Raw genomic sequence first — 26,440 nt, forward strand, 5'->3', positions numbered from 1 at the left:
TTTCTCCAATTAACGGATATAGTCAGTACGGGGTTGATTGACATACAGCTTAAATTTATCAATCGAACCGTAGCTTTGCAGTAAGGTTGCCAGTGACAGGATGTATTTATAGGCATTGATCGCCATTTCAGTTTTTAAACCGTTTAGGGCATTCTGGGCATCAATGACCTGAGTGGCCGTCCCCATGCCTTCCTTAAAGGACAGTTGCTGGATACGCAGGTTTTCCTGAGCTGCCTTAATATTTTGGCTGAGAAGTCGATGGCTGGTTTGAGAGGAATTTAATTCACTGAAAGATTTATACAGCACATTTTCAACTTCCTGCTTAGTGCGCTCAGTCATCAACTCTGCGGCATATTTTTTTAACTCGGCCGCACGAATATTCTTGTTGTTATCAATTCCAGAGAATAGGTTATATTTTGCCATCACACCGACAATCCAGTTCTCTTTACTGTCCAATCCATATTCCCCAAAAGCAAAAACACTGGGTTTCTTGGCCGATTGCTGCACCTTGACATTCTCATTGGCAAGTTGGGTATCCATCTGCAATTTCTTGATCAGGCTTGAATTTTGATCATAGTTTGCAAGTAGTGTATCCAGGGAATGATTTTGGGTTAAATTCACAAAAAGCGGGGTGGAGAGCTGAATACTTTGCTTGGTTTGCAACAGGTTTTGCAGACTAAACTGGCTTGCCCTTAAGTTTGCCTGTGCATTTTGGTAGCTGCGTTCAGCATTGTTGCGGGCAACTTCAAACTGCATCCGCTGGCCTTTGTTAATAAAACCCTGCTGCTCAAGCTTGACTGCGTTGCCGTAGTGTTCCTGCATTGCATTTAAATTAAACAGGGCAGAATTGCCCAATTGTTGCTGCAACTGCACATTAAAATAAGCCTGAATCATTTCAAAGCGCTGTGTGTCCTGTTGCTGCTTTTCGCTGATGTTGGAACGCTGTGCCTGAATATTGGCGATTTGCTTGGCGCTGTTGATTTTTCCGCCCATATACAGGGGCATCACCATGGAAACCGAGGTGCGGACATCATGATCCTGAATGGTGACATCCAGGTCGTTTGGAACCTTATTCAGACCGTCACTGACCACCTGATCAAAACTCTGGCCAACCTGGTCAATCACTTCTGGTGGGAGTACATTTTGCCATTGCGATAATTTGTCATCAAAACCACGGGTCAATGAGTTTTCCAGTCTACGTTTACTGGATTCCAGAGGAACACTGGTTTCACTGTGAAATGAATAGGCACGGGCATTTAAATCAATACGGGGCAGGCCAAGATTCTTTACCGCCTGCATTTCAAGTTGAGAGGCTTGCTGTAGCGCCTGCTGCGCTTGTGTGGCATAGGCATGCTCCACAACGTATTGTTCAGCTTCACCATAGCTCAGGGTTTGGGCAAATACAGGCATGGAGAACAGGGCACAACTGATCAAGCTGATACTCAAACTCAACTGCCCTGGAAACCGTTTGACCTTAAAATTCGGTTGATGATGCCGTTTCAACATGATTTGATGTCGCAATTTAATAATATCCTGCGTTAGTCTAAATTATTTTTATAAAATTCAAATATTATGTTTTTAATTAAATAGTTATATGGTCAAGAATGGTGTAGTGAATTTGTAAAAAATAGAGTTTTTAGTCTAGTTCCAACATGGATTTATCCAGTTTTTTGATGATAAAAACATCAAACTGATGAATGAGGCGTTGCTTTAAACCAGATACAAAAACACGATTGAAAAATTACCGATTATTTTCAGTTAAATCGAAATATTTACGCGATAAGCTGCTGCAAGCTTTAGCAATCTGTGATTAAATGCCCATTTCAATTTGTTTCACTTTGACAAGGGAAAACTCATGCGTGCTTATAATTTCTGCGCTGGTCCTGCTGCACTACCTACTGCCGTTTTAGAAAAAGCTCAACAGGAAATGTTGGATTGGCAGGGTAAAGGCTTGTCGATCATGGAAATGAGTCATCGTAGCAATGACTATGTTGCTGTGGCAGAAAAGGCGGAAGCTGATCTACGCAAGCTCATGAATATCCCTGAGAACTATAAAGTATTGTTCCTGCAAGGTGGTGCATCCTTACAATTCTCCGCGATTCCTTTAAATCTGCTTGGAAAAAATAACAAGGCAGATTATATCCATACAGGAATCTGGTCTGAAAAGGCACTAAAAGAAGCGAAACGTTATGGCGATATTAATATCGTTGAGGCGGGTACTTTAATCGATGGCAAACATGCGATTACTGAACAAAGCACTTGGAACCTTTCTGATAATGCGGCTTATGTGCATTATGCAGATAATGAAACCATTGGTGGTTTACAGTTCGCGGCTGTTCCAGAGGTAAATGCGCCGTTGGTGTGTGACTTTTCTTCAAGTATTTTGTCTGCGCCATTGGATGTGAGCAAATTCGGTCTCATCTACGCGGGTGCGCAAAAGAATATTGGTCCTGCGGGATTAACCATTGTCATTATTCGTGATGATTTGCTGGATCAGGCAAAACCTGAAATTCCAAGCATCCTAAAATATGGCGACCAAGCCAAGAATGGTTCAATGGTCAATACGCCAGCGACCTATGCATGGTATTTGTCTGGTCTGGTATTTGAATGGCTGCTTGAGCAGGGTGGTGTAGATGCAATCTACAAAATCAACCAGGACAAGGCAAAACTCCTTTATGGTTATATTGATTCTAGCGATTTCTATAACAATCCAATCGCCATTGCAAACCGTTCAATGATGAATGTGCCATTTACCCTAGCTGATGAAGCACTTGAGAAAACATTCCTGAAAGAGGCTGAACAGAACCATTTACTTAATCTGGCAGGTCACCGTTCAGTAGGTGGTATGCGTGCAAGTATCTATAACGCAGTTCCTTTAGAGGGTGTTCAGGCACTTGTGAACTTTATGGATGATTTTGCCAAACGTCATGGTTAAGCAGTAAATAACATCCCTAAAACAAAAGCCCTCAACATCGAGGGCTTTTGTTTATATGTATAAGTTGGAAATGGTCAAAAATTAGAACAAGCCAATTTGATGAAAAATAAGTGCTGCTAAAAACATACCAAGTAAAAAAAAGCAAAAAGCACCAACATCAAGTTTAAGGCCTTGATCACTCGATGGAATAAGACTGGTGGTCGTTTGTTCTGGTATAATTTTCATTAGAACGCCTAAAAATGCCATTTATGTGATTTTTTGTCACTTTAGTGCAGTTTTAGCATAAATATTCGCCTGAATCCATAGGTTGCCGCGAATATATTCACCAATGTTAAAGTTTTTATACAAAACATTTTTAGTTGCAATACGTATTAAAATTGCGGGTAAATCATCTTCCAATACCAGCGTCACATCATACAGGGTATATTCATCCTGCATAAACTGCATGGTGGTTTTACCCACGATATTTCCCTGAAACCATGCTTCATCTTCCTGACCTAATGTCTCACCATATAAATAGGCGACCATTTTAGAAAAGTCGACAGTGACAGGTTCTTGATCTTCTGGGGTTTTTGGTTGCCACTCATTAATCAGTTCCTGTAGGTTATCGGGGGCAATCCCATTATGTTCCGCCAGAATTGCATTTAATGCGCGGTGGTGCTTAATTGAGGCTGGATCATCAACAATGATTTTCTCATCTTTAGAAACGGTTTCCAGTTCGTATGCCCAGGCATTAAATTGAACCTGATAACTCTGGTTTTTGTCATATTGACAGCGATTTACACTAAATAAACTATCAAAGGCATAAATAACCGTATTTTTATTTAGGCTTAATCTTAATACTGCCTGGGTTGCGGAATCACAGGTAATTACTCGTTCAATTTTTGCTTCGTATTTATATGGGCTTTCAAAACTTGGAAATGCGGTTTTTAACGCGCGTGGCTTTTGGTCCTCAACCGCAATAATTTGATTAATCGAGATCGCCTCACCACTTGGCCCCTGAATCAGCCAGAATGACTGGTCCATCTCCTGTTCATCTTCACATAGACCCATGGGCATCACAGGTGCATCCAGCGCCAGTCCCAACCATTGTGGTACATCTGTTTCGGGTGTTTCTGTCAATAGGTTCCAATGCTCGACATGATGACCGAAATTTTGATCTTGAATTTTAATGGTTTCTGGACTGTTCTGATTTTTCATAAAAACATAATACAAAGAGATTGAACTTATTCTATTAAATCGAGGGTCACAGCATTTTTTCAAGTCTGGATATGTAATTCTATGGAATTTAATTCATTTTTAGATGTAAAAAATACCTGTCTCAACATTGGCAGTATTGTTCGTTCCACTGTCATGGCAATCTGCTACACTATATTTTTTCCTTGTTGAGCCTATCCAACGTGCTGCCATTTAAATTGTGGGTGGATGCCGATGCGCTGCCTAAAATTTTGCGTGAGGTGATTTTACGTGCCTCTGACCGTTACCAACTGGAAGTGACTTTTGTAGCCAACCAAAATGTGGGCATTGCCCCATCGGTGCGGATTAAATCAATTCAGGTGATGAGTGGGGCAGACCGAGCCGATCAGGAAATTGTGGAACGAATGCAGGAAAATGACATTGTGATTACGCAGGATATTCCGCTTGCCGCCCAGGTAATTGAAAAAGGTGGCATTGCCATCCATCCTCGTGGTGAGATTTATACCACTGCCAATGTCAAGGCACGTCTGCATTTGCGCGATTTCATGGACACCCTGCGTGGCGCAGGTGTGCAAACAGGCGGTCCACCGCCAATCTCGGAACGGGATAAACGTGAGTTTTCAAGTTCATTAGACCAGACCATTTTAAAGCAAAAACGGAAAACAGCTTCTTCTTGAGCCTGCTATTATGCCATCACGTATGAATCTCATGCTTAGCTATGCATTGCTGGTGTTTATCTGGGCAACCACACCGTTGGCAATTGTCTGGAGTGTGGCTGATTTACATCCCATGTGGGCTTTGGTGTTACGCTTTTTCATTGCCTTGCCTCTGGCTGCAACCATTTTAATGCTGTTAAGGGTTCAGTTTCCCACGCATAAAATTGCATTACTCAGCTATATCGCAGGTTCATTGAGTCTGATTGGTTCACAGATCTTTACCTATGCCGCCACCGCGTATTTAAGCTCAGGTTTAATCGCACTGATGTTTGGATTGGCACCGATTATGGCGGGACTTATAGGACGCTTTGGCTTCCAGCAAAAACTAGCAGGATTGCAGTGGGTGGGCATGGGTACATCAATTGCTGGATTAGCCTTGATCTGTCTCAGCGGTAGTCAGAAGCATGTACAGCCGATAGGCATTGTCCTGATGCTGATCAGTGTATTTGCGTATTCACTCTCGATTTTTCTGGTGAAAAAGATTAATGCGGATGTGCAGCCTATGGCGCAGGCAACAGGTTCAATCCTCGTCTCAACCGTGTTGGCAACTTTGCTTTTGCCGTGGATTTGGCAGTATGCACCCACTCATTTTCCCTCAGCCAAATCGCTATTGGCACTCAGTTATACCGTGATTATGGCCTCACTGATTGCCATGTTCTGCTATTTTAAACTGGTGCAGAACCTAAAGGCGACCACACTATCATTAACAACGGTGATGACACCAATGCTGGCGATATTGATCGGGGCTTACTTGAACCATGAGCAATTGTCAGCTCAGGTATTTGTGGGTGCTGTGGCAATTTTGTTTGGCCTATTCCTTTATTTCTATAAAGATTTAGGCCTGTATCGCCGTTTAAAGATATAAGTTATATCTTATATCATGACTAATTCGGCTCATCCTGTTGTGTCTGTTGAATACTGGCAGCCAGCTTGGCACGGTCCTGCGGGTTTAATGTGATGAAATAGGCACCAATGCGGAACTTGCCCTGTTCTTCAGGGTTGCAATAGGCCACTTGGGCAATGGCTGCGATGTGAAAGAAATTTTCAGGGTGGCTCAGGGTAATATGAATATAGGTCTCTCCAGCAATGGCTTGAGTGCTGGAAAAGCTTAATCCATGTTCAGAAACATTGACCTGCTCAGGTACAGGCAACAGTGACTGCACGATATTGTCATAAAAAGAGCCTGTAATCAGGTTCAGTTTCTGGTTAAAAAGGGATAAGATGCGGGCAATTTGTTGATCTTTTTCATTTAATTGTTCTAATTCGTAGCGAAATGCATGATCAAATTGATCTAATTCAGCAAGTAGTAGAAAATAGCGTGGCAATACAAAATGAGAGTCATACGGGTCATTCAGCGCAACATCGTCGGGAATGACTTGATAGTTGATTCTCAACACGGCATCAATACGAGACATCACACGACGTTCAGTGTTGTCGTCAACAACATGATGCAGTGTATTTTCCATAATAAATCACCTCGGACTAGATGGTATGTTTAAGCCAATTTCGCTGTATATAGGGTTGAGATACACTCGTGCTCGGCGGAGTAATCATTTTATTTCTTTTATCGCCCTGGTTTCCATGATTGGTTTAACCCTGGGCGTTGCTGTCCTCATTACAGTGTTATCTGTCATGAATGGTTTTGACCGCGAATTAAAAAATCGTGTTCTGGGAATGGTTCCACAAGCCACTGTTTCTTCTACTCAAATTCTAACAGATTGGCCTGAGCTTGTAAAAAAGGTTGAGCACCATCCGCATGTCACTGGAGTTGCGCCATTTACCCAGTTACAGGGCATGTTGACTGCCCAGGGACAAGTGGCTGGCATTATGGTAACAGGGATTGAGCCTGAATATGAAAAAAAGGTTTCGATCATTCAAAACCACATGGTCTCTGGTGATTTAAATGCATTGAAAAAAGGTGAGTTCGGTATTGTCCTTGGTAAGGATATGACTGATGCACTGGGCTTGGGCCTAAATGACAACGTGACTTTGGTTCTGCCAGAGGCGACACCATCCCCAGCAGGCGTGGTGCCGCGTTTTAAACGTTTTAAGGTCGTTGGTATTTTTAGTGTGGGGGCAGAGGTGGACTCGATGGTCGGCTATATCGCCCTAAATGATGCCTCAACCTTGTTGCGTCTGCCAGCTGGTGCGCAGGGCGTTCGCTTAAAACTGGATGATATTTTTGCTGCCCCTAAAGTGGCCAATGATATTGTGAGCCAGTTACCAAGCAACTTCTATGCATCCAACTGGACCTATACACATGGCAATTTGTTCAATGCGATCCAGATGGAAAAGACTTTAGTTGGTTTATTATTGGTGCTGATTATTGTGGTGGCCGCATTTAACATCGTTTCATCGTTAGTCATGGTCGTGACTGATAAAAAATCTGACATTGCAATCCTGCGTACCCTGGGTGCCTCACCTTCCATGATTACCAAAATCTTTATGGTGCAGGGGACAGTGATTGGGGTTATTGGAACGATTGCAGGGACAATTTTAGGTGTGACTTTGGCCTTGACCATCAGTGATATTATTTCATGGTTCAACACCGCTTTAGGCTTGAACCTGTTTGATGCCTATTTTGTGCATTACCTACCATCCTATCTCAGATGGCAGGATGTGGTGGTGATTGTCACAGTTTCATTATTGTTAAGCTTCCTTGCGACCATTTACCCTGCATTGCGTGCAGCTAAAGTCCAACCTGCCGAGGCGTTGCGTTATGAGTAAGATTGTTTTGGAAGCCAAAGACATCTATAAACATTTTGATGATGGCAAAAGTAAGGTTGAAGTCATCAAAGGCTTGTCACTGCAAGTGAACGTGGGTGAGTTCGTATCTATTGTCGGTTCGAGTGGTTCAGGTAAAAGTACACTGCTGCATGTGTTGGGTGGTTTGGAGCAACCCTCACAGGGACAGGTATTTTTACAAGGGCAACGTTTTGACAATTTAGGCGAAGCGGAGCGTGGCTATAAGCGTAATCAATATCTGGGTTTCGTTTATCAGTTCCATCATTTACTGCCTGAGTTTTCGGCTCTGGAAAATGTGGCAATGCCGTTAATGTTGCGTCGTGAAAGTAACTTTAAGGATGTGAAGAAACAGGCTGAATACTTGCTTGATCGTGTTGGCTTGTCACACCGCATGGATCATAAACCTGGTGAACTTTCTGGCGGTGAACGCCAGCGTGTGGCTTTGGCCCGTGCCTTGGTGACCAAGCCTGCTGTAGTGCTTGCGGATGAACCAACAGGCAACCTTGACCGTAAAACGGCCTTGAGTATTTTTGAGTTACTGACTGACTTGAAAAAAGAGCTGAATATGGCGATGCTGATCGTGACCCATGATGAGCAGTTGGCACAGTCAGCTGATTCAATCCTGCATATGCAGGATGGTTTATGGATTGGACAATCATAAATATTTTACATAATTTCTTGTTAAAGCCCTGAAAATGGGCTTTAATTTTGCCCTCAGAAAAATCAAAAACTTTATTAAAAATAGATGTTAAAGCTTATTTTATTGGGATGGATTGCTGGTATTGCAGTCATGGGGAAAAGTCTACCGTTTGTTGATCAGACATGGTGGAGTTGGCTACTTTTGGCAGTTGCAATATTTGGTTTTGGGTTATATGCAAAACGATTCTATCTGAATCAGCCTCTGTATAAATTTCTTATCCTGATCAGTGCCAGTTGGGCACTCTTTTGTGGAGGGTATCATTTTGCAGATTCTGCCTTACAACAGCGACTTCAGCTTAGGGAGCTTGAACCACAGCCATTTGAAGCCATTGTTTATATTAAGAACCTAGATGAACTGACAGAAGATGGACACAAACAAATTGCGGAGGTGCTCAATCGACATGCCCAACCCTTAAATTGGTTGCTTTATCTCAAGCAGGATAGAGATCAAACTGTTCAGTCTCAATCCTTACAGCTTGGTCATTATTACCGAGTCTATGGCAAGATTAAGCCAGCACATAGTTATGCGGTTGCAGGCGCATTTGATCAGGAAAAATGGTTTTTACAGCAAAATGTGATGTCGGCATTTTCCGTACAGCAGATTCAGCCTTTAAGCCCTGATGAGATTTATGCCTTGGGTTATCAGCAGCACTTAAAGCAGCAACAGGGCTTTCGGGCTAAGTTGCTGTTAAATGTTGAAACAAAACGTTTGGCATTTCGGCAGATGCTACAGAGTTCAAATCTACATTACAAAGGTCTGCTTTTGGCCTTGCTGACAGGTGATGAAAGCCTATTATCCAGTGCTTTAAAACAACAGTTTCAACAGCTTGGAATCTCTCACTTATTGGCGATTTCAGGGCCTCATGTATTGATTTTTGCCTTAATGTTGACTTGGATTTTGCAAAGATTGGTACAATGTTATTATCCGAAGCTGTATTTGTGGCAACCACGACAGATTTTAGTGCTACTGCCATTTGGATTAAGTGTTCTGTTATATGTCGCTTTTGTCGGTTTTGAAATTCCAGCAATTAGAACCTTGTTAACAGTCATCATTGCCAGTGTTTTTCTGGTATTTCGGCAAGCGATTCAACCCTTTGCATTGCTGGTGTATAGTGTAAGCCTATTATTGATTTATGATCCATTTAGCATTTTATCAGCAGCTTTTTGGTTGTCTTATGGCGCATGTTTTATTCTGCTCAGGATTTATCAAACCATCAATGACCTACCCAAAGATCAGGTGGCAACAAAAACGCAAAAAGTCATTTTTGCGATAAAAGTTTTAATTGAGTCCCAGTGGAAAATATTCGTTGCCTTATTGCCCTTGGTCTTGATTTTCTTTCAGCAGATTTCATGGATTGCACCACTCACTAATCTGATTGCCATTCCAATATTAAGTGGTCTGGTTGTGCCTTTGGATATTATTGCTGCGTGTGTCTGGTTGATCATTCCAGCCTTGGGGCAGTTGTTGTTTCAGCTTAATGATATTCTATTATCGTTGTTAATATGGATTTTAAATGGATTACAGCAGATTTCTCCTCATTTATATGGTGTCAGTTGTACACCATTAATGATGGTCAGTTTGATTTTGGGTTTAATCATTTTATTTATGCCCAAAGGGACGTTGCCAAAAGTTTGGGCTTTGGTTTGCTTCTTACCTATTGTATGGGGGGTAAAATCACAACCCACGATTTTAAATATTCTGGACGTGGGGCAAGGACAATCGGTTCTTTTACAGCATCCTCAGCAGATATTAATGATTGATACAGGTGGGTCATATGATGAGAGCAAGTTTAGTTTAGGTGAACGGGTGGTGATTCCATTCTTACGCCAACAGGGCGTTCGATATCTGGATCACGTGATCCTATCGCATCTCGATCAAGACCATAGTGGCGCATTTCCCGCGATTCAAAATGCCTTTGCAATCACTCAGGTTCAGTCCAATGAACGCAATGAAAAAATGCAGTTCAAGGATAACTTTTCATTTTGCCAGCAAGGTCAAAACTGGTCTTACGCAAATGTAAAAATTGAAATTCTATCCCCACGCCCTGAAGAATTGGTTTATGCAAAAGATCAGCAAAATGAACAATCCTGTGTGGTGTATCTACAGTTTTTAGATGCTCAGCCGTATCAAAACTTCCTCATTATGGGCGATGCAGGCTGGGAAACTGAATATAAATTGTTGCGACAATATCCTGATTTGAAAGTGGATGTCTTGGTACTTGGTCATCATGGCAGTAAACACAGTTCAGCTTATGATTTTCTGGCAACATTAAAACCGAAACTTGCGATTGCCTCGGCTGGTTTTAATAACCGTTATGGTCATCCAAGTCAGGAACTACAAAACCGTTTACAGGCGTTACACATTCCTTTGTTCACGACAGTACAGGCAGGAACCATCAGTTTTGTATTTGAAAATGGCAAAGTGGAGCTAAGGCAACAACGTCAACAGGTGAAATGGCTGGAAAGAAAATAGCCTAAGCATTTTCCTGAGATTGGTATTGCTGACGAACCTCTGCAACCTTAGTCAAAGCGTCATTCTCATCAATATCATAAATTTTTTTAAGGGCAGGATTGGCGCTAAAACGTTTATAACTCCAGTGGTAATGCGCGGGGTAGCGTTGAATTAGCTGCTCCAGAGTCTGGTGAATGATCAGCGTGCCATCTTCGGCACTTCCCTCATAAATCTGAGGATTGATCGGTTCAATATGCATGTCAAAACCATCTTGTTCATTTCTCATGGTATAGAGTAGGAGTGCTTTGGCCTTGGTTTTTTGAATGAGTTTCGCACTCAGACTGCTTGAAGCAAGTGGAATACCAAAATAGTTGATCATTTCACCACCATGATCAGGGGTATGATCAGGCAGGATTGCGGTTGTTCCACCTTGTTTCAGGGCCTTAAAAATCTGCCGAACACCGCTTTCATCGGTAGGGACAAGATGAGCCTGTTCACGACTGCGTGCATCACGGACAAATTGGTCAGCATCAGGATTTTTGACAGGTTTATACAAAATGGTCATCTGTGTATATTTTGAGAGCCATGCATTCATCACTTCCCAGGTTCCAAAGTGGGGAATAATCAAAACCAGACCTTTTTGTTCTGCCAATGCTGCATGGAAATAATGTTCACCATGAATCTTTTGAATTTGTTGAATATTCTTTTGATTGGAGGCTCCCCAAATACTGACAAACTCAAAATAAGAGGTTAATTCATTGCGAATCGCCTGTTTGGTGAGCTGTTCTCTCTCTGGTTCACCCAAGTCGGGAAACACAATTTGTATGTTGAGTCGAATAATTTTTGAAAGTTTGGAAAGCTGAAATGTGGTAAGTAAGACTGCAACCAAACGTGCAAAAAAACGTCCTAACTGAATCGGCTGGCGACTAATGAGCTTGAGTAGGCGATAACTTGAACGGTTTGAATTTGGCTGAGTCATGTATTGAAATTCTGAGAATTACAGGAAACCAGTATAATGCAAAAAATAATTATAAGTTCAAACAAGTTATTTAAACAGTTTTGTACCAATCAGCGTATATAATAAGGCCACTTTTAAAATACATTGGATTGGAATCTTATGTCCGATTGGCCACCAAAACCACAAAATGAACCAACAAATTCGAATAATGTGACAGGCAAAGAATGGCAGATTTTAGAAAAAGCTGTCTTGGCTTCTGTCGAAGAACAACGCCGTAGCCGCCGTTGGAGTATCTTTTTTAAATGTTTGGGTTTTGCATATTTACTGATTGTACTGATTGCAATGAGTAAGGGGTGTTCGACCAGCACAGAAAAATCAACCACCAGTATTGGCAGCAGTCATTTGGCAATTGTTGATATTGTTGGCACCATTGATTCCTCTGCGGGTCAGTCTACAGTCAATAGTGAAGATACCAACAAGGCCTTAAAACGGGCATTTGAAGCAAGTGGCAGCAAGGCGATTGTTCTCAATATTAACTCGCCTGGTGGATCACCTGTGCAGTCGGACGAAATCTGGCAAGAAATTCGTTATCAGAAAAAACAGCATCCCAATAAAAAGGTCTATGCCGTGATTGGTGATATGGGTGCTTCTGGTGCCTACTATATTGCTTCGGCAGCGGATGAAATCATCGTCAATCCATCAAGTTTGGTGGGTTCGATTGGTGTGATCATGCCGAACTATGGTTTAAGCGGTTTGGCACAGAAATTGGGTGTAGAAGACCGTACCTTAACATCGGGTAATAACAAAGATATCCTGAGTATGACCAAGCCGATTAACCCTGAACAGCGTGCGCACGTTCAGGCATTGCTGGATAATGTTCATGGTCACTTTATCAATGCGGTTAAAGAGGGACGTGGCAAACGTTTAAAATCGAATGATCCAGCGGTTTTCTCTGGTTTATTCTGGACGGGTGAACAGGCAATTGCGCTTGGTGTTGCAGATCGTAGTGGTAGCATTACCACCCTGATGCGTGAGTTAAAGGTGGATCAAAAAGTGGATTATACCGTTCAACGTAATCCTTTAGAGTCTATTTTGGGGCGTATGGGTGCAAAGATTGGCGAAGGGATTAGTAGCTCTCTTGCAGCACAATTGGAAACTCAGCAAAATGCGAAAATACAATAACATATCTGATGCAGCGCTTCGATAAAAGCGCTGTGTTGATCTTAATCAGGCTGTGTATATCACAGCCTTTTTATTGTAAAAATAACTGCACAGTTCTCCCTTTTATTTGCAATACATGCATAGAACGAGATAATTGACCAATCAGTGAAAATAAAAGACAAGTTTATGAAACCTTTGATTCATTTTGCCCATGCCAATGGTGTTCCATCAAAAGTCTATCAAAAACTGTTTGATCAGTTAAAAGATCAATATGACATTATTTATGTGGCAGAAATTGGAACAGATAAGCGTTATCCAATTACACATGGCTGGGCACATTTGGTTGACCAAATCATTGATAGCATTGTACAGCAGGCGCAAGGGCGAAAAGTGATTGGCTTAGGGCATTCCCTAGGTTCAGTACTCACCTTGATGGCAGCCTATCGTCGTCCAGAATTGTTTTCACAAGTGATTATGCTCGATCCACCACTGATTATTGGCAAAGCCTCGTTTGTCTTTCATCTTGCCAAAATTTTTAAACCTAAATTGGTCGATAAAATCACGCCAGCAGGTTTGTCGGTACGCCGACGTGATCACTGGGAATCCCGTGAGCAGGCGGCTGAGTTATTAGGTTCAAGAGGGTTTTACCAACATTTTGATGCAGACTGTTTTCAAGCCTACATTGATCATGCTTTGACCAATGATCCACAGCGTGGTGGTGTGACTTTAACCATTCCAAAAGATGATGAAGTGGCGATGTTTAGAACAACACCATCAATGTGGTGGTTGCCAATGCCTAAACCACCTGTTCCTGTACATCTCATGGTTGGAAGCGACAGTGTGTTTTTAAAGGAAAAATTTCCGCAAGTGGCAAAAAGAAAACTAGGCATTCCATTTTCAATTGAGCAGGGGGGGCATATGTTTCCTCTGGAACATCCTGTGGAAACTGCCGAAAAAATTAAAAATCTGGTTATTTAAGTCAAATAAAAAACGCATCCGAAGATGCGTTTCATTTTTAAAACTGGGCAAACTGAATTGGTTTTTCTAATGGTTTCTGGTTGAAATAAGCCTGACTATTTTCCCAGGTGAGCTGACCATTACATAACCATTGCAACACTTGAGGATAAATAAAATGCTCAAGCTGATGTACACGTTGTGCCAAACTTTCTGCTGTATCCTGTAAACTCACCTGAATCACAGACTGGGCAATACTTTGTCCCGCATCCAGTTCGGCTGTTACAAAATGAACCGTACAACCATGCAATCGATCTCCTGTATTTAACACACGTTGATGTGTATTCATCCCTTTATAAAAAGGAAGTAGGGAGGGATGAATATTTAACATCTTGCCTTGCCATTTACTGACAAAGTCTGGTGTTAAAATTCGCATAAAGCCCGCAAGAATCACAAGATCAACTTGCCATGCCAACAGCTGCTGATGCATGGCTACATCAAAAGTTTCCCGATTTGGAAAGTCTTTATGGGAAATCACAGCGGTGGCAATATTGGCGTCCTCGGCACGTCGTAATGCATAGGCATCAGCTTTGTTGGAGAGAACACCAACGATTTGTCCTGACAACTGTTTACCATGTTGGGCGTCGATCAGGGCCTGTAAGTTGCTACCGTTACCAGAAACAAGTACCGCAATTCTCATTATGCAAAGATCACACGAATTTTTTCGTCTGCACCCTCAACTGATTCAGCATTTTCCTGAATGTGACCAATTTTCCAGGCTTTTTCACCTTGAGCATTTAATAGGTCAATTGCTTTGTCAGCTTCGCTTGCGTCAACCGCAATCACCATGCCTACACCACAGTTAAAGGTACGGTACATTTCAAAGCGCTCTACATTGCCTTCACGCTGTAACAACTGGAATAATTCAGGCCATGTCCAGCTCGACTCATCAATAACTGCTTGTGCGCCGTTTGGAAGTACGCGTGGCAGGTTACCAGGTAAACCACCACCCGTGATATGAGCCATTGCATGAACATCGACTTGCTTGCAAAGTTCTAACACTGGTTTTACATAAATACGGGTTGGTTCCATTGCAACATCTGCAAGAGGGCGGCTATCAACCACTTGGGTTAAGTCTACATTCTTAACATCTAAGATTTTACGTAGTAATGAATAACCATTTGAGTGTGCGCCACTTGAAGCAACACCAATCAACACGTCACCAGATTTTACTTTAGAGCCATCAATAATTTTGCTCTGTTCAACCACACCCACGGCAAAACCAGCAAGATCGTAATCTTCGCCCTCATACATGCCTGGCATTTCAGCAGTTTCACCACCGACCAATGCACAGCCAGCAAGCTCACAACCTTTACCAATACCTGTCACTACATTTGCAGCCACATCAACATTCAAATGACCCGTTGCATAATAGTCTAGGAAGAACAATGGTTCAGCACCACAAACCAGCAGGTCATTGACACACATTGCCACCAAATCCTGACCAATCGTATCGTGACGATTGAGATTCAGTGCCAAACGTAGTTTAGTTCCTACACCATCCGTTCCCGAAACTAATACAGGTTCTTCATAACCTTTTGGAATTTTGCATAAGGCACCAAAACCACCTAAACCGCCCATGACTTCAGGACGAGTGGTACGCTTAGCGACAGATTTGATACGATCGACCAGTGCGTCGCCCGCTTCAATGTCGACCCCCGCATCTTTATAGCTTAAACCAGTATTTGGGGTAGAAGTTGAGTTGCTCATAGTGAAGTCTCCGCATTGGCGGCAGATTATAACCCGAATATACGAAACTCTTCTGTTATTTATGCCCGAAAATGCTATCTTTATTAAAAATTTTTTCCATTTATAACGATTACACCAAGAAAGGCTAGATTTTATGCAAGATCAGGTATTGCGTCGTATCTTCATCCTCGCGGGACTCGCATTACTACTCTGGGTATTATATCTGTTGAAGCCAGTGGTATTGCCATTTGTAGGGGCATTCTTTATTGCCTACCTGTTTAGCCCGCTTGTCGATACCCTTGTAAAGTTTAGGCTGCCACGCTGGCTGGCAATTAGTATTGTATTCGTTGGGATTGGTATCACTTTAACTGTGGTGTTATGGTTTCTTGTGCCGTTGGTCTGGAAACAGCTCATGTATGCGCGAGACAGCATTCCAGCAGGGATTCATTGGGTTAACTCCACGTTTCTGCCTTGGGTATCCAAAACCTTTAATGTTATTCCAATGGAACTGGATACCGAACAAATTTCCAAAACGATCATGGAATATGTCCAGACCAATTATAGTGCAGACAGTATTCAAACCATGTTGCTACGTTTGGCACAGTCAGGTCTGAATTTTATTCAACTGGGCGGAGTGGTGATTTTAATTCCAATTATTTCATTCTATTTCCTTCTTGACTGGGAAAGAATGTTGCAAAGCTTTAGACGCCTGATTCCTCGGCCTTATGAAGCCTCGACCTTGAGAATTGTGGGTGAATGTCATAGCGTATTGGGTGCATTTGTGAAAGGGCAGTTTCTGGTGATGTTATTACTGGGAATTGTATATGCTGTTGGATTGCAGTTGATTGGGCTGGAGGTTGGCCTGATTATTGGGATGATCGCTGGTTTGGCGAGTATCATTCCTTATCTAGGTTTTGCGGTTGGTATTATTGCGGCGGTTGTTGCCACATTGTTCCAGTTTGGACTGGACTGGACACAGCTTCTCTTGGTCGGTGTTGTGTTTATGATTGGACAAATGGTTGAGGGATATATTCTGCAACCTTTCTTGTTGGGCGATAAAATTGGCTTATCTCCAGTTGCGGTGGTGTTTGCAGTATTAGCTGGCGCACAACTTGGTGGTTTCCTTGGGATGTTGATTGCATTGCCTGTGGCAGCAGTGATTGTGGTGTTGCTAAAGCATGCGCGTGACAATTACGAAAAAAGCCGTCTTTATGGATTACCGATTGAGGTGAGTGTTCCCCAGGGTGAAATTCAGCACATAAATGTTGATGCGGGTGATGTAGAACTTGATATTGAAATTAAAAACTCTCAAGATACAGGCACTTCAAATTCAAATGACTTTAAGTAATTGGGGAACACATTAACGATATGCGTCAACTGCAACTGGATATAGAACCACAACTGGATGCCCGAATCAGCGATTTTTCAGGTCCAGGTTGGGGAAATGTGGTTGATGCAGTCCGACAGTTACACGCAGGCTTGGTCAGCCGATTTTATGTCTATGGTGGAGCTGGAACAGGCAAGAGCCATTTGCTGTCTGCAATTTGTGATTCATATCTAGAATTAGGCCGCCGAGCAATAAAAGTATCTTTGTTGGAATTATTGGATGCGCCTATAGAGGCAATTACCTCATTAGAGTTTTACGAATTGGTTGCTTTAGATGACATTGATGCAATCAGCGGTGTCCCTCATTGGCAAAAAGCGGTTTTCCACTTAATCAATAATCATGAGGGGCAACTGGTATTTTCTTCCCGTGTGGCACCTATTGAGTTAAAACTTGAACTACCTGATTTGCAGTCCAGATTAACGCAGGCGGTAAGTGTAAAAGTTCCAAATGGAAGTTCATATGCAGACCGACAAGCCTTGCTTCAATCAGTTATGACGAGGCGGGGCATTCATTTTGATCAGCAAATCGTTGACTATTTATTGAATAATGGCCCGCATCAAGCGTCAGTATTGTTACAAACGCTGGCCCAACTTGAAAAAATGCTAAAAGGCGAAAAAACCAGGCTCTCCAATATGACACTCAAGCAAATCTATGCATTGATTGATGAATATCGTCAATAATATAAAATTTCTTGAGAAATTGTGAGAGCTATGACAAAGTACGCACAAAGGATGTGGTTGCAAATTTAAATTTTGCAATACCAAGAAAAATGAAAAATAGAAGGAGATCGGTATGCTCAAACGGACGCTTGCCTGCGCTTTATTTGCGGTTACTGGGCATGTTTATTCTGCGGATATTCAAGTCACAACGTTGGTTGATGAAGACAAGGATGATACTGTTTGTTCATTACGAGAAGCCGTAGAATTTTTAAATAAACGTAGTCAAACAGAGTTTGAGAATGGTTATCATGGTTGTGGTAACAAGGAAGCTTCTTCTACTATTGTTTTAGAACGTGATAAAGAGTATTTATTAAATAAGGCCTTACAAGTTAAAGCAGCTATGACAATTAGTACTGCTTCTAGTGAAGACTTCAATGATAATAAAAAAGGTTTAAACAATGCAACCATCAAAATGGTTGGTACAGAACGTTTATTCACAATTGATGATGAAAGTGTCGAAAATAGTTTATTGGCAGTTAGTCTGGTTGAATTAAATTTAAAAGGATCATCTACTAAGATAAATGATGGTGGAATAATCCTAAATCGTGAGGCTCTATCAATTCAATACTCACGCTTAACTAATGGTAATGCGAGTAAAGGGGGGGCAATCTATAATGCGGGCATTTTTTCAGATTCGAAGAAAACAGCAGGTACTGTATTAATTGGTAATAGTATCCTACAAAACAATAAGGCTGATTCAGGTGCAGTTATTTATAGTGAAATGCCATTATATTATATTTCACAAACTATTATTCGTGATAATGAGGGGGGGATAGGTGAAAATGGAGCATTATTGTATGTTCAAACTGGATTTACAGATCCTACAACAGGTTTGAATATGTTGTATAATAATGCTGCAAGTATAAATAATAGTACAATTTTTCATAATAAAGGTGGTTATGTTATTAATATACGTGAGGGGATGAGTTTAAACAATGTTACAATGATTAAAAATGTAGCAGGACTTTTCTTGCAGGCACCAAAATGGAAATATACGACAACTAATAATGGTGAAACAAAACAAGAAGAAGCTCGTAGTTCATATATTTCAAATAGTGTTATTGTTGAAAATGGAAATAATTGTGCCTATGGTAATAATGATGCAACAGTTATACAGAATAACTTAACCACCTCAGAATGTAATATTAACCCAATAGTTGGGCAGTCAAACTTTATATGGGACAAAAACGATCCTAAACAACAATTAATTGCTGGTGGTGTGAATGATGAGGGTGTGTGTGCATCCCCACCTGCTAATGGTTTATTGTGCCCTTTTTATACTCCTAAAGATCAAATGCTGGGTTTCTTTAGACCACGTTTATTAATGTCTTATAACAAGCTGTCAGACTCTATTATTGTAAATAAAGGGCGAATTTATAGTGATGGTACAACATCTAACTTCGCGAGTTGTGAGTCAGTCGACCAACGTGGTAAAGATCGCAGTGGTTATGGCGAATTATGTGACTTAGGGGCGATAGAACTTATCATAAATCGTAGTGATGTACCAATCGCAGGCCAGGACATTTTGTATGGTGAAGTTGCAAAATTTAGTATTTTGGATAGCTTATTGGATGGTGAGTTAGTGGATCCAGTTTCATGCGAAGAGAAATTAGGTAAACGTTCAGATGGGCAAGCATGGCAACCAGGTTGTTTGGATATTCAGCAAACTGCAACTCCGTCTAAAGGTAAGTTAACTATAGACCAGGAGGGTAATGTGGTTTATGTGCCTGATAGTGATTGGCATGGGGCTGATAAGTTTAATTTACGTGTGATGACCACAACGACACGTTTTAATGATGTTTCAAACTACTACATTACAATTCCAACTACAATTGTTCAAGATCCACCAAATAACTTCAAAAGTAAAACAGTGAATGTTTCTGGTGGTAGCATTGGTTTTGGTGCAATATTTATGTTGTTAAGTTTAGTTGGGTTGCGCCGTTTTAAATCATAATCAAGGATGATGAGATGAAAAATTATAAAAAAGCTGTATTGACGACTATGGTTCTTGCGGCAATGCCATTGCTTGCCGCAACAAGCAATACGCCAATTAAAGTAACGACTTTTGACGATGAGGATGATGGTGCTCATCCGAACAAGACCTGTTCATTGAGAGAAGCATTAATAACAGCAGAAACACGAAAGTCGTATGGAGGCTGTGAGGTTACTGACATTATATCCTCGAATCAAAAAGTTATACAGCTTGAGGCAGGAACATATACTCTTCAGAAAGAGTTAACACCTAATGTAGATGTTTTAATTTTGGGCGCGAGTCCAATTGATTGGCAAGACAAAAAGGTATTGGTTAATGATATTGTTAATCAATATCCAGCTGAAACAACCTTGAAAACAACCATTAAAGCAGAAAACTCTCGTATTTTTAATACAACTGTTGGATCTCAAGCATTAGCATTAAATAATCTTATTTTAAAAGGTGGGCGAACTAATGACCGTGGTGGGGCAATTTATGCTGGAGCAGACATAACACTACAAAATACACAAATTCTGGATTCACAAGCTGACAAAGATGGTGGGGCAATTTATCTTGCTGGGCCATCTGCATCACTAACACTTTCCAAGACCTTGATTCAAGGGAATCATGCTCCTATAGGGAGTGTGCTTTCAATGAGCTGTTTAAATGATACTATTTATTCCAAGAGAACAATTAATATTTCGGGAAGTAGTATTATTAAAAATGGTGACCTGAATTCAAATAGTATGTTTGAGTTATGTGGGGAGCCAAAAGTAAATCTAGAGAATAATACAATTGCTCAGAATTTAGTAAAAGCATCATCGGGTAATCTGATTAAATTTACAGGAGATGCTATAGTTGGAGATGAGACAAGTAACCCATCAAGTATTTTAAGTAGTTCGAGTAGTTTAATTTTAAAAAATAATACTATTGTTGAAAATCAAGGATACACTACACTGTTATATGATAAAATTGGAACTAAAGAGCTGAGTTATAATATTATTGCATATAATGGAAATAGTAATAGCTATGCGTGCCGTTATTTATTAGGGGATGTTAAAGATCAGAAAGATTTTAAATTTAATTCTGTTTCTTATAATGCCTTTGCTTTGACTGGTAATAATCAATGTATTTTGCCAGATGAGTCTCTTAAAAATAATGAAACTAATATTGATATAAGTAATACTAATATTCTTTCATTATTGAGTCCATTGCAGGAAGCCTCAGCTTATACTGCCTTTTTGCCATTATATTATCCAAAAGATAATAATATAAAAACCGATTTGGTCGATACAGGTGCAACAGATTGTAGTACAACGGATCAGCGTAATTTATCACGTAATACAACCCAAATATTACATTATAATCCAGAAAAATCTAATACTTGTGATATTGGCTCTGTTGAGTTGATGAAGTTAACAGCAGGAGATATTAAGGATTTATCTAATACCTCAATTAGTGAAATGGTTACTAACTATCAGAATCAATATGATTTTTTTAATGATTTAGTAAACAATCCTAATGATGCTGAATTTTTAACTTATTACAAAACTAGACAAGGGCAATATAAAAATTTATTGGACTCTACTAAGAAAAATCTAAAATATCGTGGGATTTATTTAGACTTAAATAGTAATAAATTCCCTTTACCAGAAGATATTGAACAATCAGATGGTAGCCACAAACTACAATTTTTTAACCCTGATAATTATGATATCAAAGTAGAAAGCTTAGGTGTTGGACAACTTGAAACTATTCGACCTGATGATAACTTGGTGTGCGAGTGGAATCCATCATTACAACAAATTCTAATTTATCGTAAAGATGATATAGTTACACAATTAGGCGATAACGTATTCTGTAAATATACTATTCAGTCTAAAATTGATAATAATATTAATTCTTCAGGTTTACTTCAGGCTATATTTATTAATATGCCTCCTGTAGCCAAAAACACTTCTGTAACATTAAAGTATAAAGAAAAACAAAAAGTTAGTCTAAATTTGTTGAATTTTGCCAATGATGATGGAGATACTGGAGAGGGTGGTGCGGGTCCTGAAACAAATCCGAATAAACCACATTTTTGGCGTAATGAAGAAGGCATAGAATTACCTATTCACTTGACTGACGTACCAGAAAAAGATTTGCACATCACAGCAGATCGCCAAGGTCCATGTCCTGAGCCAGATCAAAAAGAAATTTGTTATGGTGGAAATATTTATATTCAGGAAGTGAATGCATTTAACCCATTTAACTTTTCATTCAAGTATCAGGTTTATGATGCTGATGGAGCTGCTTCAAATTCTGCAACAGTAAGTGTCATTAGTACAGCTACAACAACTGATGATACTCGTCCTGCGAGTAGTGGCGGTGGTAGCAGTGGTATTTTCTCTATATTTGGATTATTAAGTTTACTTGCTTATCGCCGATTCAGAAAATAGAAACAGTGAATTAAAAAAATAGCGCTATTTATAGCGCTATTTTTTATATTCTGAGTAATCCTTTAGGGGTAGTTTAAGTTTTAAATTATAGTCAGTGCTCAGAATATTTACTTAGATATTCATCTCTAATTGTTACACGTTCTTCCAAACTTGCATTTTGCATGCGTTTACGTAAGTTATTTCGCTCTTGAGTGCTCATTTTCTGCCAGACGTCACGCATTTTTTGTTTTTCATCATCTGGTAATTGCGTAAACCACTCCATTCTTTGCTGGAGTTGTGAGCCTTGGTCTGTTGGAATTTCTTTCAATGTTTGGTAACGTTTAATTAAGATACGCTGTTCTTCAGGGGATAAATCATCCCATGCTTCTTCAGTTGTCGGTTTGCTTGGTTTAGAGAAAACCCAAAACCGTTCTGAACCAGCAAAACTAGTTTGTAATAAACCCAATGTACACACAACAAGTGCTAACTTTCTAGCTGCCATGTGGAACTTTATCCTCACCTAAGACCATTAGCATTTCCATATCTTCAACCATTTGTGGAGAAAGCTTTGGATTCACGATGATCTGGTTTTGCGGTTTGTCTGCGAGTTGCAGAGAGCTTGGGAGAACTACAATGCCCATGATTGCAGCGGCAAATGCAAAACCAGTCATTTTCCAGATACTGTAAAAAGACGTAGGTCTCTTTTGAACAGAATCCAGAACATGATTTATCACCAGCATTTTATTGTGATGTTGTTCTCTTGCGAGTTGGTCAAGCTTGGAAGTCACTCGTTTGGTGAATTCATCTTTTTTCATTTGATGATCCTCCCGTATGTGGGTTTAAATGCTCTAAAGCGATTCTGAGTCCCTGAATTGCACGGTGATAATGTGTTTTCACACTGCCTTCACTGCAATCCATGATTTGAGCTGTAGTCATGGTATCAAAACCCTCCCACGCTCTCAGCATAAATGCCTGTTGTTGACGCACTGGTAATTGGTTGATTGCAGTCTGAATTTCTTCCATTGTAACTTCCTGATCAAGAAAATCGAATGGATTAGGCGTGGATTCATCTACAATATCAATGATTTCATCATCATCATCCAAATTCACTTTTTTAAACAATGAAAATGGACTTGCTCGGCGTGCTTCTTTGCGTCGCCAATCCTGTAGTTTGTTATTTAAAATGGTATAGAACAGGGGATACCATTCTTCGGTGCTTTTATCTGAATATGACTTATGCAATGAAATAAACGCTTCCTGAACCAAATCCATTGCAATGCCTTGTTGTCCCTGGGTTGCACTTTCCATCATCACAAGCGCACGACCTGTAACGTCTTGCATAAAAAAACGCAGACGTTGTTCAACAGTACTGCGGTCAGTACCATTATCGGTTCGGGCCTGTTTCGGTGCTAAATCCATAGAGATGGAAAATCCTGTCATGGATACCCACCATTATTTCAATTCATTAGTTCTATAACGTTGAAAATGGTGGATGCGTTGACAACTTAAGCAATTATTTTTAGTAGTGTAATTGATTTTCTCGGCGGAGAAAGCGTATTTAAAATAATTTAACGTTTTACTGACGTTGGCGAACCATCTCAAACAGACAGATTGATCCCGCAATTGCAACATTCAAGGATTCCTGACCACCAGGTTGAGGAATAGTGACAGCCTGGGCATGTTCAAGGGCATAGTCACTTGCACCTTGTCCTTCGTTACCTAGAATCCAGACACAGGCCTGGGTTAAATCCTTGCCATATAAACTGGTGGAACGGTGAGAGCTGGTGACAAACACGGGAATATTAAATTTTGGTAAAATATCTGTAAGTTGATAATTCTCAAAACAATTTAAACTAAAATGTGCGCCCATGCCTGCACGTAGTACTCGGGGAGACCAAAGTAATGCTGAACCCTGGGTACAAATGACTTGTTGAACATTGGCCGCTGCTGCTGAGCGTAATAATGTACCCACATTACCTGGATCCTGAACATTTTCAAGAATCAGGGTGTCTTTGTTAAAATCAATAGTTTGAATATTTGAGGGCAAATCAATAATGGCCAAACAGGGTAGGGTTGTACCTAGTGTACTGAGATCTTTATATAAAACCTCACTGATCACAAAGATATGCCCCTTGTGCAATTCAATTATCTTTTGCAAATCTGGATGGGACAAGGCTTGTTCAGTGGTAAACAGGGAAAAGATTTTCTTTTGTTGTTGTAACCATGTTAGGCACAGATGTGTTCCTTCGAGTACCGTTTGTTGATGTTTTTTTCGGGCACTGTTGAGTTCGATGAGTCCACGCAAATGTTTGATTTTTGCATTGTCTTTTGATTCTAAAAAAATAACCGCCATAGGGTAAATATCCAAAAGGACATTACAATTTATAATGCCCTGATTATTAAAAAATAATTAATGATAACTTGTTACGCGTTCCACTTCATTTTTAGAGCCGATAATCACAGGAACTCGTTGGTGTAACTCAGTTGGCTGGATGTCCATAATGCGAACACGACCTGTTGTAGATGCACCACCAGCCTGTTCAATCAGCATGCTCATTGGGTTTGCTTCATACATCAGACGTAAACGCCCAGCTTTTTTCGGGTCCTTAAGGTCATAAGGGTAGAGGAAGACACCACCGCGGCATAGGATACGATGAATGTCACCGACCATACACGCCACCCAACGCATGTTGAAGTCTTTTTCACGGACTGAGGTTTTTCCAGCCAACAGTTCATCAATATAACGTTTTACAGGATTTTCCCAGTGGCGTTGATTGGATGAATTGATTGCAAATTCCTGGGTATCTGCTGAAACCTGAACTTGTTCAGTAGTAAGCAGGAAAGTTTGTGTGGTTGGATCAAATGTGAAGAAAGCAACGCCTGCACCTACAGTAAGTGCCAGCATGGTGGATGGACCATACAGTACATAGCCAGCAGCGACCTGTGCTGTGCCTGCCTGCATAAAGTCAGCAGATTGGGTTACGGCATTTTTAGCAGGTAAGATGGAGAAAATCGTACCCACACACATATTGATGTCAATATTGCTTGAACCATCAAGAGGATCAAACAAAACCAGATATTTACCATTTTCCTGTGCAGGCGTGAAGTCATCCAGCTCTTCTGAAGCCAAGCCACCCACCTGTGGATGAACTTTCAGAGCATCAATCAGGTAATCGTTTGAAATGACATCCAGCTTTTTTTGTGTTTCGCCCTGAACATTTTCATTGCCCGCGCTGCCTAAAATACCTGCCAGAGCACCTTTTTGCAGAGCCTGGTCAATGGTTTTGCATGTGTCTGCAATGGTTTCAATGACTTGAGCCAACTCTGGTGTCAAATTCCCATTTTGTTGTTGTAAATATTGAGACAAAGTAAGGTTTGACGACATACTGAATAGCTCCGATTTTGCTGCATCAAAATTGATAAAAGAATGCGGCTATTCTAGATGAGAACGCCAAAAAATAAAAATTATCTTACTTTATTTATGTTGCTTTTATGATTACAAGCATTCATTTACATGCTATGTTGGGTGCATATTAGACAGGATGTTTGGAGAATAAAATGTCAACCAAGAATTTTGAAGCGACCCCCACCCCAAGTGAGCCGATTAGTTTGGATGAAATTTCCAAGGAAAATGTGAAAGATGCATGGAAAGATTATGAAGCCAAGCCTGAGTATAAGGACTTTAATAAGCACGATATGATTGAGTCGATGCAGTCATCTAAACAGGATGATAATACCCAACAGCAGCCATAAAAAATGCTCACATGATGTGAGCATTTTTTCTTAAAGCATTATCTTAATAATGGCGGAACGGCTTCATAGTTGATTTCCACACGGCGGTTTTCTTTCCATGCAGCTTCATTATGCCCCTGATTGACAGGTGCTTCTTTACCATAGCTTACAGCTTCAAGCTGCTGTGGATTTACACCATTGGTAATCAAAAAGCTTTCTACAGCTTTAGCACGGCGTTCGCCAAGTGCCATATTATATTCACGTGTACCACGCTCATCGGTATGGCCTGTTAAAGCAACTTTTGAATTGGCATTTGCAACAAGAAATTGAGCATGTGCCTGTAATGTCTGATAATCTTCCTGGGATAAGTCGCTGCTGTCATAGTCAAAATGTACAACACGTTTTGCTAAAAATGCTTTATTCGCTGCGGTTACGCCTTTTGAGGATGCACCTGCCAAGTTTTGTGCATTTAATGCAGCATCTTCACTTAGACCATCGGTGCTTACCGTTGTTGCGCTGTTTGGCGTATTACCTGCGGTAATTTCAGCAGCAGGTTTACGGCTGGCACAGCCTGTAAAAGCCAAGGTCGCTGCCAGTAGGGGAAGTGTAAGATATTTAATATTCATATGTTTCTCCAATTAATC

At 40.6% G+C, this 26,440-nt stretch carries 26 protein-coding genes; 13 read left to right on the forward strand and 13 right to left on the reverse strand.

Going from position 1 to position 26,440, the window contains the following annotated elements; all coding sequences use genetic code 11:
- Nucleotides 1-9 precede the first annotated feature (9 nt).
- A complete protein-coding gene (locus N5J47_RS10420; protein ID WP_279959835.1) occupies nucleotides 10-1,506 on the reverse strand; it encodes a TolC family protein in 1,497 nt (498 codons plus the stop codon).
- 349 nt (nucleotides 1,507-1,855) lie between these two features.
- Here N5J47_RS10420 and serC point away from each other — a divergent pair, with 349 nt between their 5' ends.
- Nucleotides 1,856-2,935 (forward strand): 3-phosphoserine/phosphohydroxythreonine transaminase, encoded by a 1,080-nt coding sequence (gene serC / locus N5J47_RS10425; RefSeq protein ID WP_279959836.1) that lies wholly within the window; start codon nucleotides 1,856-1,858, stop codon nucleotides 2,933-2,935.
- Between the two features lie 81 nt (nucleotides 2,936-3,016).
- On the opposite strand, the gene N5J47_RS10430 is transcribed toward serC, so the two are convergent.
- Nucleotides 3,017-3,160, reverse strand: coding sequence for a hypothetical protein (locus N5J47_RS10430; RefSeq protein WP_004761646.1), 144 nt, complete (start codon nucleotides 3,158-3,160; stop codon nucleotides 3,017-3,019).
- Nucleotides 3,161-3,196: 36 nt separating this feature from the next.
- Entirely contained in the window at nucleotides 3,197-4,135 is a 939-nt protein-coding gene (locus tag N5J47_RS10435) for a hypothetical protein (protein WP_279959837.1), read from the reverse strand.
- Nucleotides 4,136-4,317: 182 nt separating this feature from the next.
- On the opposite strand from N5J47_RS10435, the gene N5J47_RS10440 reads away from it, so the two are divergent.
- Both N5J47_RS10440 and N5J47_RS10445 read left to right on the forward strand, forming a co-directional pair.
- Nucleotides 4,318-4,809 (forward strand): YaiI/YqxD family protein, encoded by a 492-nt coding sequence (locus N5J47_RS10440; protein ID WP_279959838.1) that lies wholly within the window; start codon nucleotides 4,318-4,320, stop codon nucleotides 4,807-4,809.
- A gap of 10 nt (nucleotides 4,810-4,819) precedes the next feature.
- A complete protein-coding gene (locus N5J47_RS10445; protein WP_279959839.1) occupies nucleotides 4,820-5,713 on the forward strand; it encodes an EamA family transporter in 894 nt (297 codons plus the stop codon).
- A gap of 19 nt (nucleotides 5,714-5,732) precedes the next feature.
- Here N5J47_RS10445 and N5J47_RS10450 read toward each other — a convergent pair whose 3' ends face one another.
- Nucleotides 5,733-6,314, reverse strand: a complete 582-nt coding sequence (locus N5J47_RS10450) for a PilZ domain-containing protein (protein ID WP_279959840.1) — start codon at nucleotides 6,312-6,314, stop codon at nucleotides 5,733-5,735.
- 25 nt (nucleotides 6,315-6,339) lie between these two features.
- Between N5J47_RS10450 and N5J47_RS10455 the strand changes: the two genes are divergently transcribed.
- The 3 genes from N5J47_RS10455 to N5J47_RS10465 all read left to right on the forward strand — a co-directional run bounded on the left by N5J47_RS10455 (nucleotide 6,340) and on the right by N5J47_RS10465 (nucleotide 10,765).
- Entirely contained in the window at nucleotides 6,340-7,575 is a 1,236-nt protein-coding gene (locus N5J47_RS10455) for a lipoprotein-releasing ABC transporter permease subunit (protein WP_279959841.1), read from the forward strand.
- The gene (gene lolD, locus N5J47_RS10460) at nucleotides 7,568-8,254 is read left to right on the forward strand and encodes a lipoprotein-releasing ABC transporter ATP-binding protein LolD (protein ID WP_279959842.1); all 687 of its coding nucleotides are present in this window, start codon (nucleotides 7,568-7,570) and stop codon (nucleotides 8,252-8,254) included. Before N5J47_RS10455 ends, lolD begins: the two co-directional genes overlap by 8 nt.
- A gap of 84 nt (nucleotides 8,255-8,338) precedes the next feature.
- Nucleotides 8,339-10,765: a DNA internalization-related competence protein ComEC/Rec2 gene (locus tag N5J47_RS10465; RefSeq protein ID WP_279959843.1), complete on the forward strand. Its 2,427-nt coding sequence runs from the start codon at nucleotides 8,339-8,341 to the stop codon at nucleotides 10,763-10,765.
- Nucleotide 10,766: 1 nt separating this feature from the next.
- On the opposite strand, the gene N5J47_RS10470 is transcribed toward N5J47_RS10465, so the two are convergent.
- Nucleotides 10,767-11,723 (reverse strand): lysophospholipid acyltransferase family protein, encoded by a 957-nt coding sequence (locus N5J47_RS10470; protein ID WP_279959844.1) that lies wholly within the window; start codon nucleotides 11,721-11,723, stop codon nucleotides 10,767-10,769.
- 138 nt (nucleotides 11,724-11,861) lie between these two features.
- Between N5J47_RS10470 and sppA the strand changes: the two genes are divergently transcribed.
- Nucleotides 11,862-12,884 carry a signal peptide peptidase SppA gene (sppA, locus tag N5J47_RS10475; protein ID WP_279959845.1) on the forward strand — a complete coding sequence of 341 codons (1,023 nt, stop codon included), beginning with the start codon at nucleotides 11,862-11,864 and terminating at the stop codon, nucleotides 12,882-12,884.
- A 165-nt stretch (nucleotides 12,885-13,049) separates the two neighbouring features.
- Nucleotides 13,050-13,841 carry an alpha/beta hydrolase gene (locus N5J47_RS10480; protein ID WP_279959846.1) on the forward strand — a complete coding sequence of 264 codons (792 nt, stop codon included), beginning with the start codon at nucleotides 13,050-13,052 and terminating at the stop codon, nucleotides 13,839-13,841.
- 37 nt (nucleotides 13,842-13,878) lie between these two features.
- Here N5J47_RS10480 and purN read toward each other — a convergent pair whose 3' ends face one another.
- The gene (gene purN / locus N5J47_RS10485; protein ID WP_279959916.1) at nucleotides 13,879-14,520 is read right to left on the reverse strand and encodes a phosphoribosylglycinamide formyltransferase; all 642 of its coding nucleotides are present in this window, start codon (nucleotides 14,518-14,520) and stop codon (nucleotides 13,879-13,881) included.
- Nucleotides 14,517-15,587, reverse strand: coding sequence for a phosphoribosylformylglycinamidine cyclo-ligase (purM, locus tag N5J47_RS10490; protein WP_279959847.1), 1,071 nt, complete (start codon nucleotides 15,585-15,587; stop codon nucleotides 14,517-14,519). Before purM ends, purN begins: the two co-directional genes overlap by 4 nt.
- Before the next feature lie 133 nt (nucleotides 15,588-15,720).
- On the opposite strand from purM, the gene cxpE reads away from it, so the two are divergent.
- The 4 genes from cxpE to N5J47_RS10510 all read left to right on the forward strand — a co-directional run bounded on the left by cxpE (nucleotide 15,721) and on the right by N5J47_RS10510 (nucleotide 22,085).
- Nucleotides 15,721-16,914: a chloramphenicol efflux transporter CxpE gene (gene cxpE, locus N5J47_RS10495; protein ID WP_279959848.1), complete on the forward strand. Its 1,194-nt coding sequence runs from the start codon at nucleotides 15,721-15,723 to the stop codon at nucleotides 16,912-16,914.
- A gap of 20 nt (nucleotides 16,915-16,934) precedes the next feature.
- Nucleotides 16,935-17,633, forward strand: a complete 699-nt coding sequence (hda, locus tag N5J47_RS10500) for a DnaA regulatory inactivator Hda (protein WP_279959849.1) — start codon at nucleotides 16,935-16,937, stop codon at nucleotides 17,631-17,633.
- A 112-nt stretch (nucleotides 17,634-17,745) separates the two neighbouring features.
- Nucleotides 17,746-19,626 (forward strand): rhombotarget A, encoded by a 1,881-nt coding sequence (gene rbtA, locus N5J47_RS10505; protein WP_279959850.1) that lies wholly within the window; start codon nucleotides 17,746-17,748, stop codon nucleotides 19,624-19,626.
- Between the two features lie 14 nt (nucleotides 19,627-19,640).
- Nucleotides 19,641-22,085, forward strand: coding sequence for a CSLREA domain-containing protein (locus tag N5J47_RS10510; protein WP_279959851.1), 2,445 nt, complete (start codon nucleotides 19,641-19,643; stop codon nucleotides 22,083-22,085).
- Between the two features lie 91 nt (nucleotides 22,086-22,176).
- Here the strand turns inward: N5J47_RS10510 and N5J47_RS10515 are convergent, their stop codons facing one another.
- From N5J47_RS10515 to N5J47_RS10535, 5 genes are all read right to left on the reverse strand, one after another.
- Nucleotides 22,177-22,566, reverse strand: a complete 390-nt coding sequence (locus N5J47_RS10515) for a DUF3106 domain-containing protein (RefSeq protein ID WP_279959852.1) — start codon at nucleotides 22,564-22,566, stop codon at nucleotides 22,177-22,179.
- Nucleotides 22,556-22,879, reverse strand: a complete 324-nt coding sequence (locus N5J47_RS10520) for a hypothetical protein (protein WP_279959853.1) — start codon at nucleotides 22,877-22,879, stop codon at nucleotides 22,556-22,558. The genes N5J47_RS10515 and N5J47_RS10520 overlap by 11 nt, the downstream gene beginning before the upstream one ends.
- Nucleotides 22,866-23,483: an RNA polymerase sigma factor gene (locus tag N5J47_RS10525; protein WP_279959917.1), complete on the reverse strand. Its 618-nt coding sequence runs from the start codon at nucleotides 23,481-23,483 to the stop codon at nucleotides 22,866-22,868. The genes N5J47_RS10520 and N5J47_RS10525 overlap by 14 nt, the downstream gene beginning before the upstream one ends.
- A 157-nt stretch (nucleotides 23,484-23,640) precedes the next feature.
- On the reverse strand, nucleotides 23,641-24,417 hold the full coding sequence (locus N5J47_RS10530) for an RNA methyltransferase (RefSeq protein ID WP_279959854.1): 777 nt from the start codon (nucleotides 24,415-24,417) through the stop codon (nucleotides 23,641-23,643).
- 57 nt (nucleotides 24,418-24,474) lie between these two features.
- On the reverse strand, nucleotides 24,475-25,449 hold the full coding sequence (locus N5J47_RS10535; protein ID WP_279959855.1) for a class 1 fructose-bisphosphatase: 975 nt from the start codon (nucleotides 25,447-25,449) through the stop codon (nucleotides 24,475-24,477).
- A gap of 173 nt (nucleotides 25,450-25,622) precedes the next feature.
- Between N5J47_RS10535 and N5J47_RS10540 the strand changes: the two genes are divergently transcribed.
- Nucleotides 25,623-25,817, forward strand: coding sequence for an NF038105 family protein (locus tag N5J47_RS10540; protein WP_267980558.1), 195 nt, complete (start codon nucleotides 25,623-25,625; stop codon nucleotides 25,815-25,817).
- A 38-nt stretch (nucleotides 25,818-25,855) separates the two neighbouring features.
- On the opposite strand, the gene pal is transcribed toward N5J47_RS10540, so the two are convergent.
- Nucleotides 25,856-26,422, reverse strand: a complete 567-nt coding sequence (pal, locus tag N5J47_RS10545; protein ID WP_004761618.1) for a peptidoglycan-associated lipoprotein Pal — start codon at nucleotides 26,420-26,422, stop codon at nucleotides 25,856-25,858.
- Nucleotides 26,423-26,440 lie beyond the last annotated feature (18 nt).

The organism is Acinetobacter sp. GD03645 (assembly GCF_029845285.1).
Taxonomy (GTDB): domain Bacteria; phylum Pseudomonadota; class Gammaproteobacteria; order Pseudomonadales; family Moraxellaceae; genus Acinetobacter; species Acinetobacter corruptisaponis.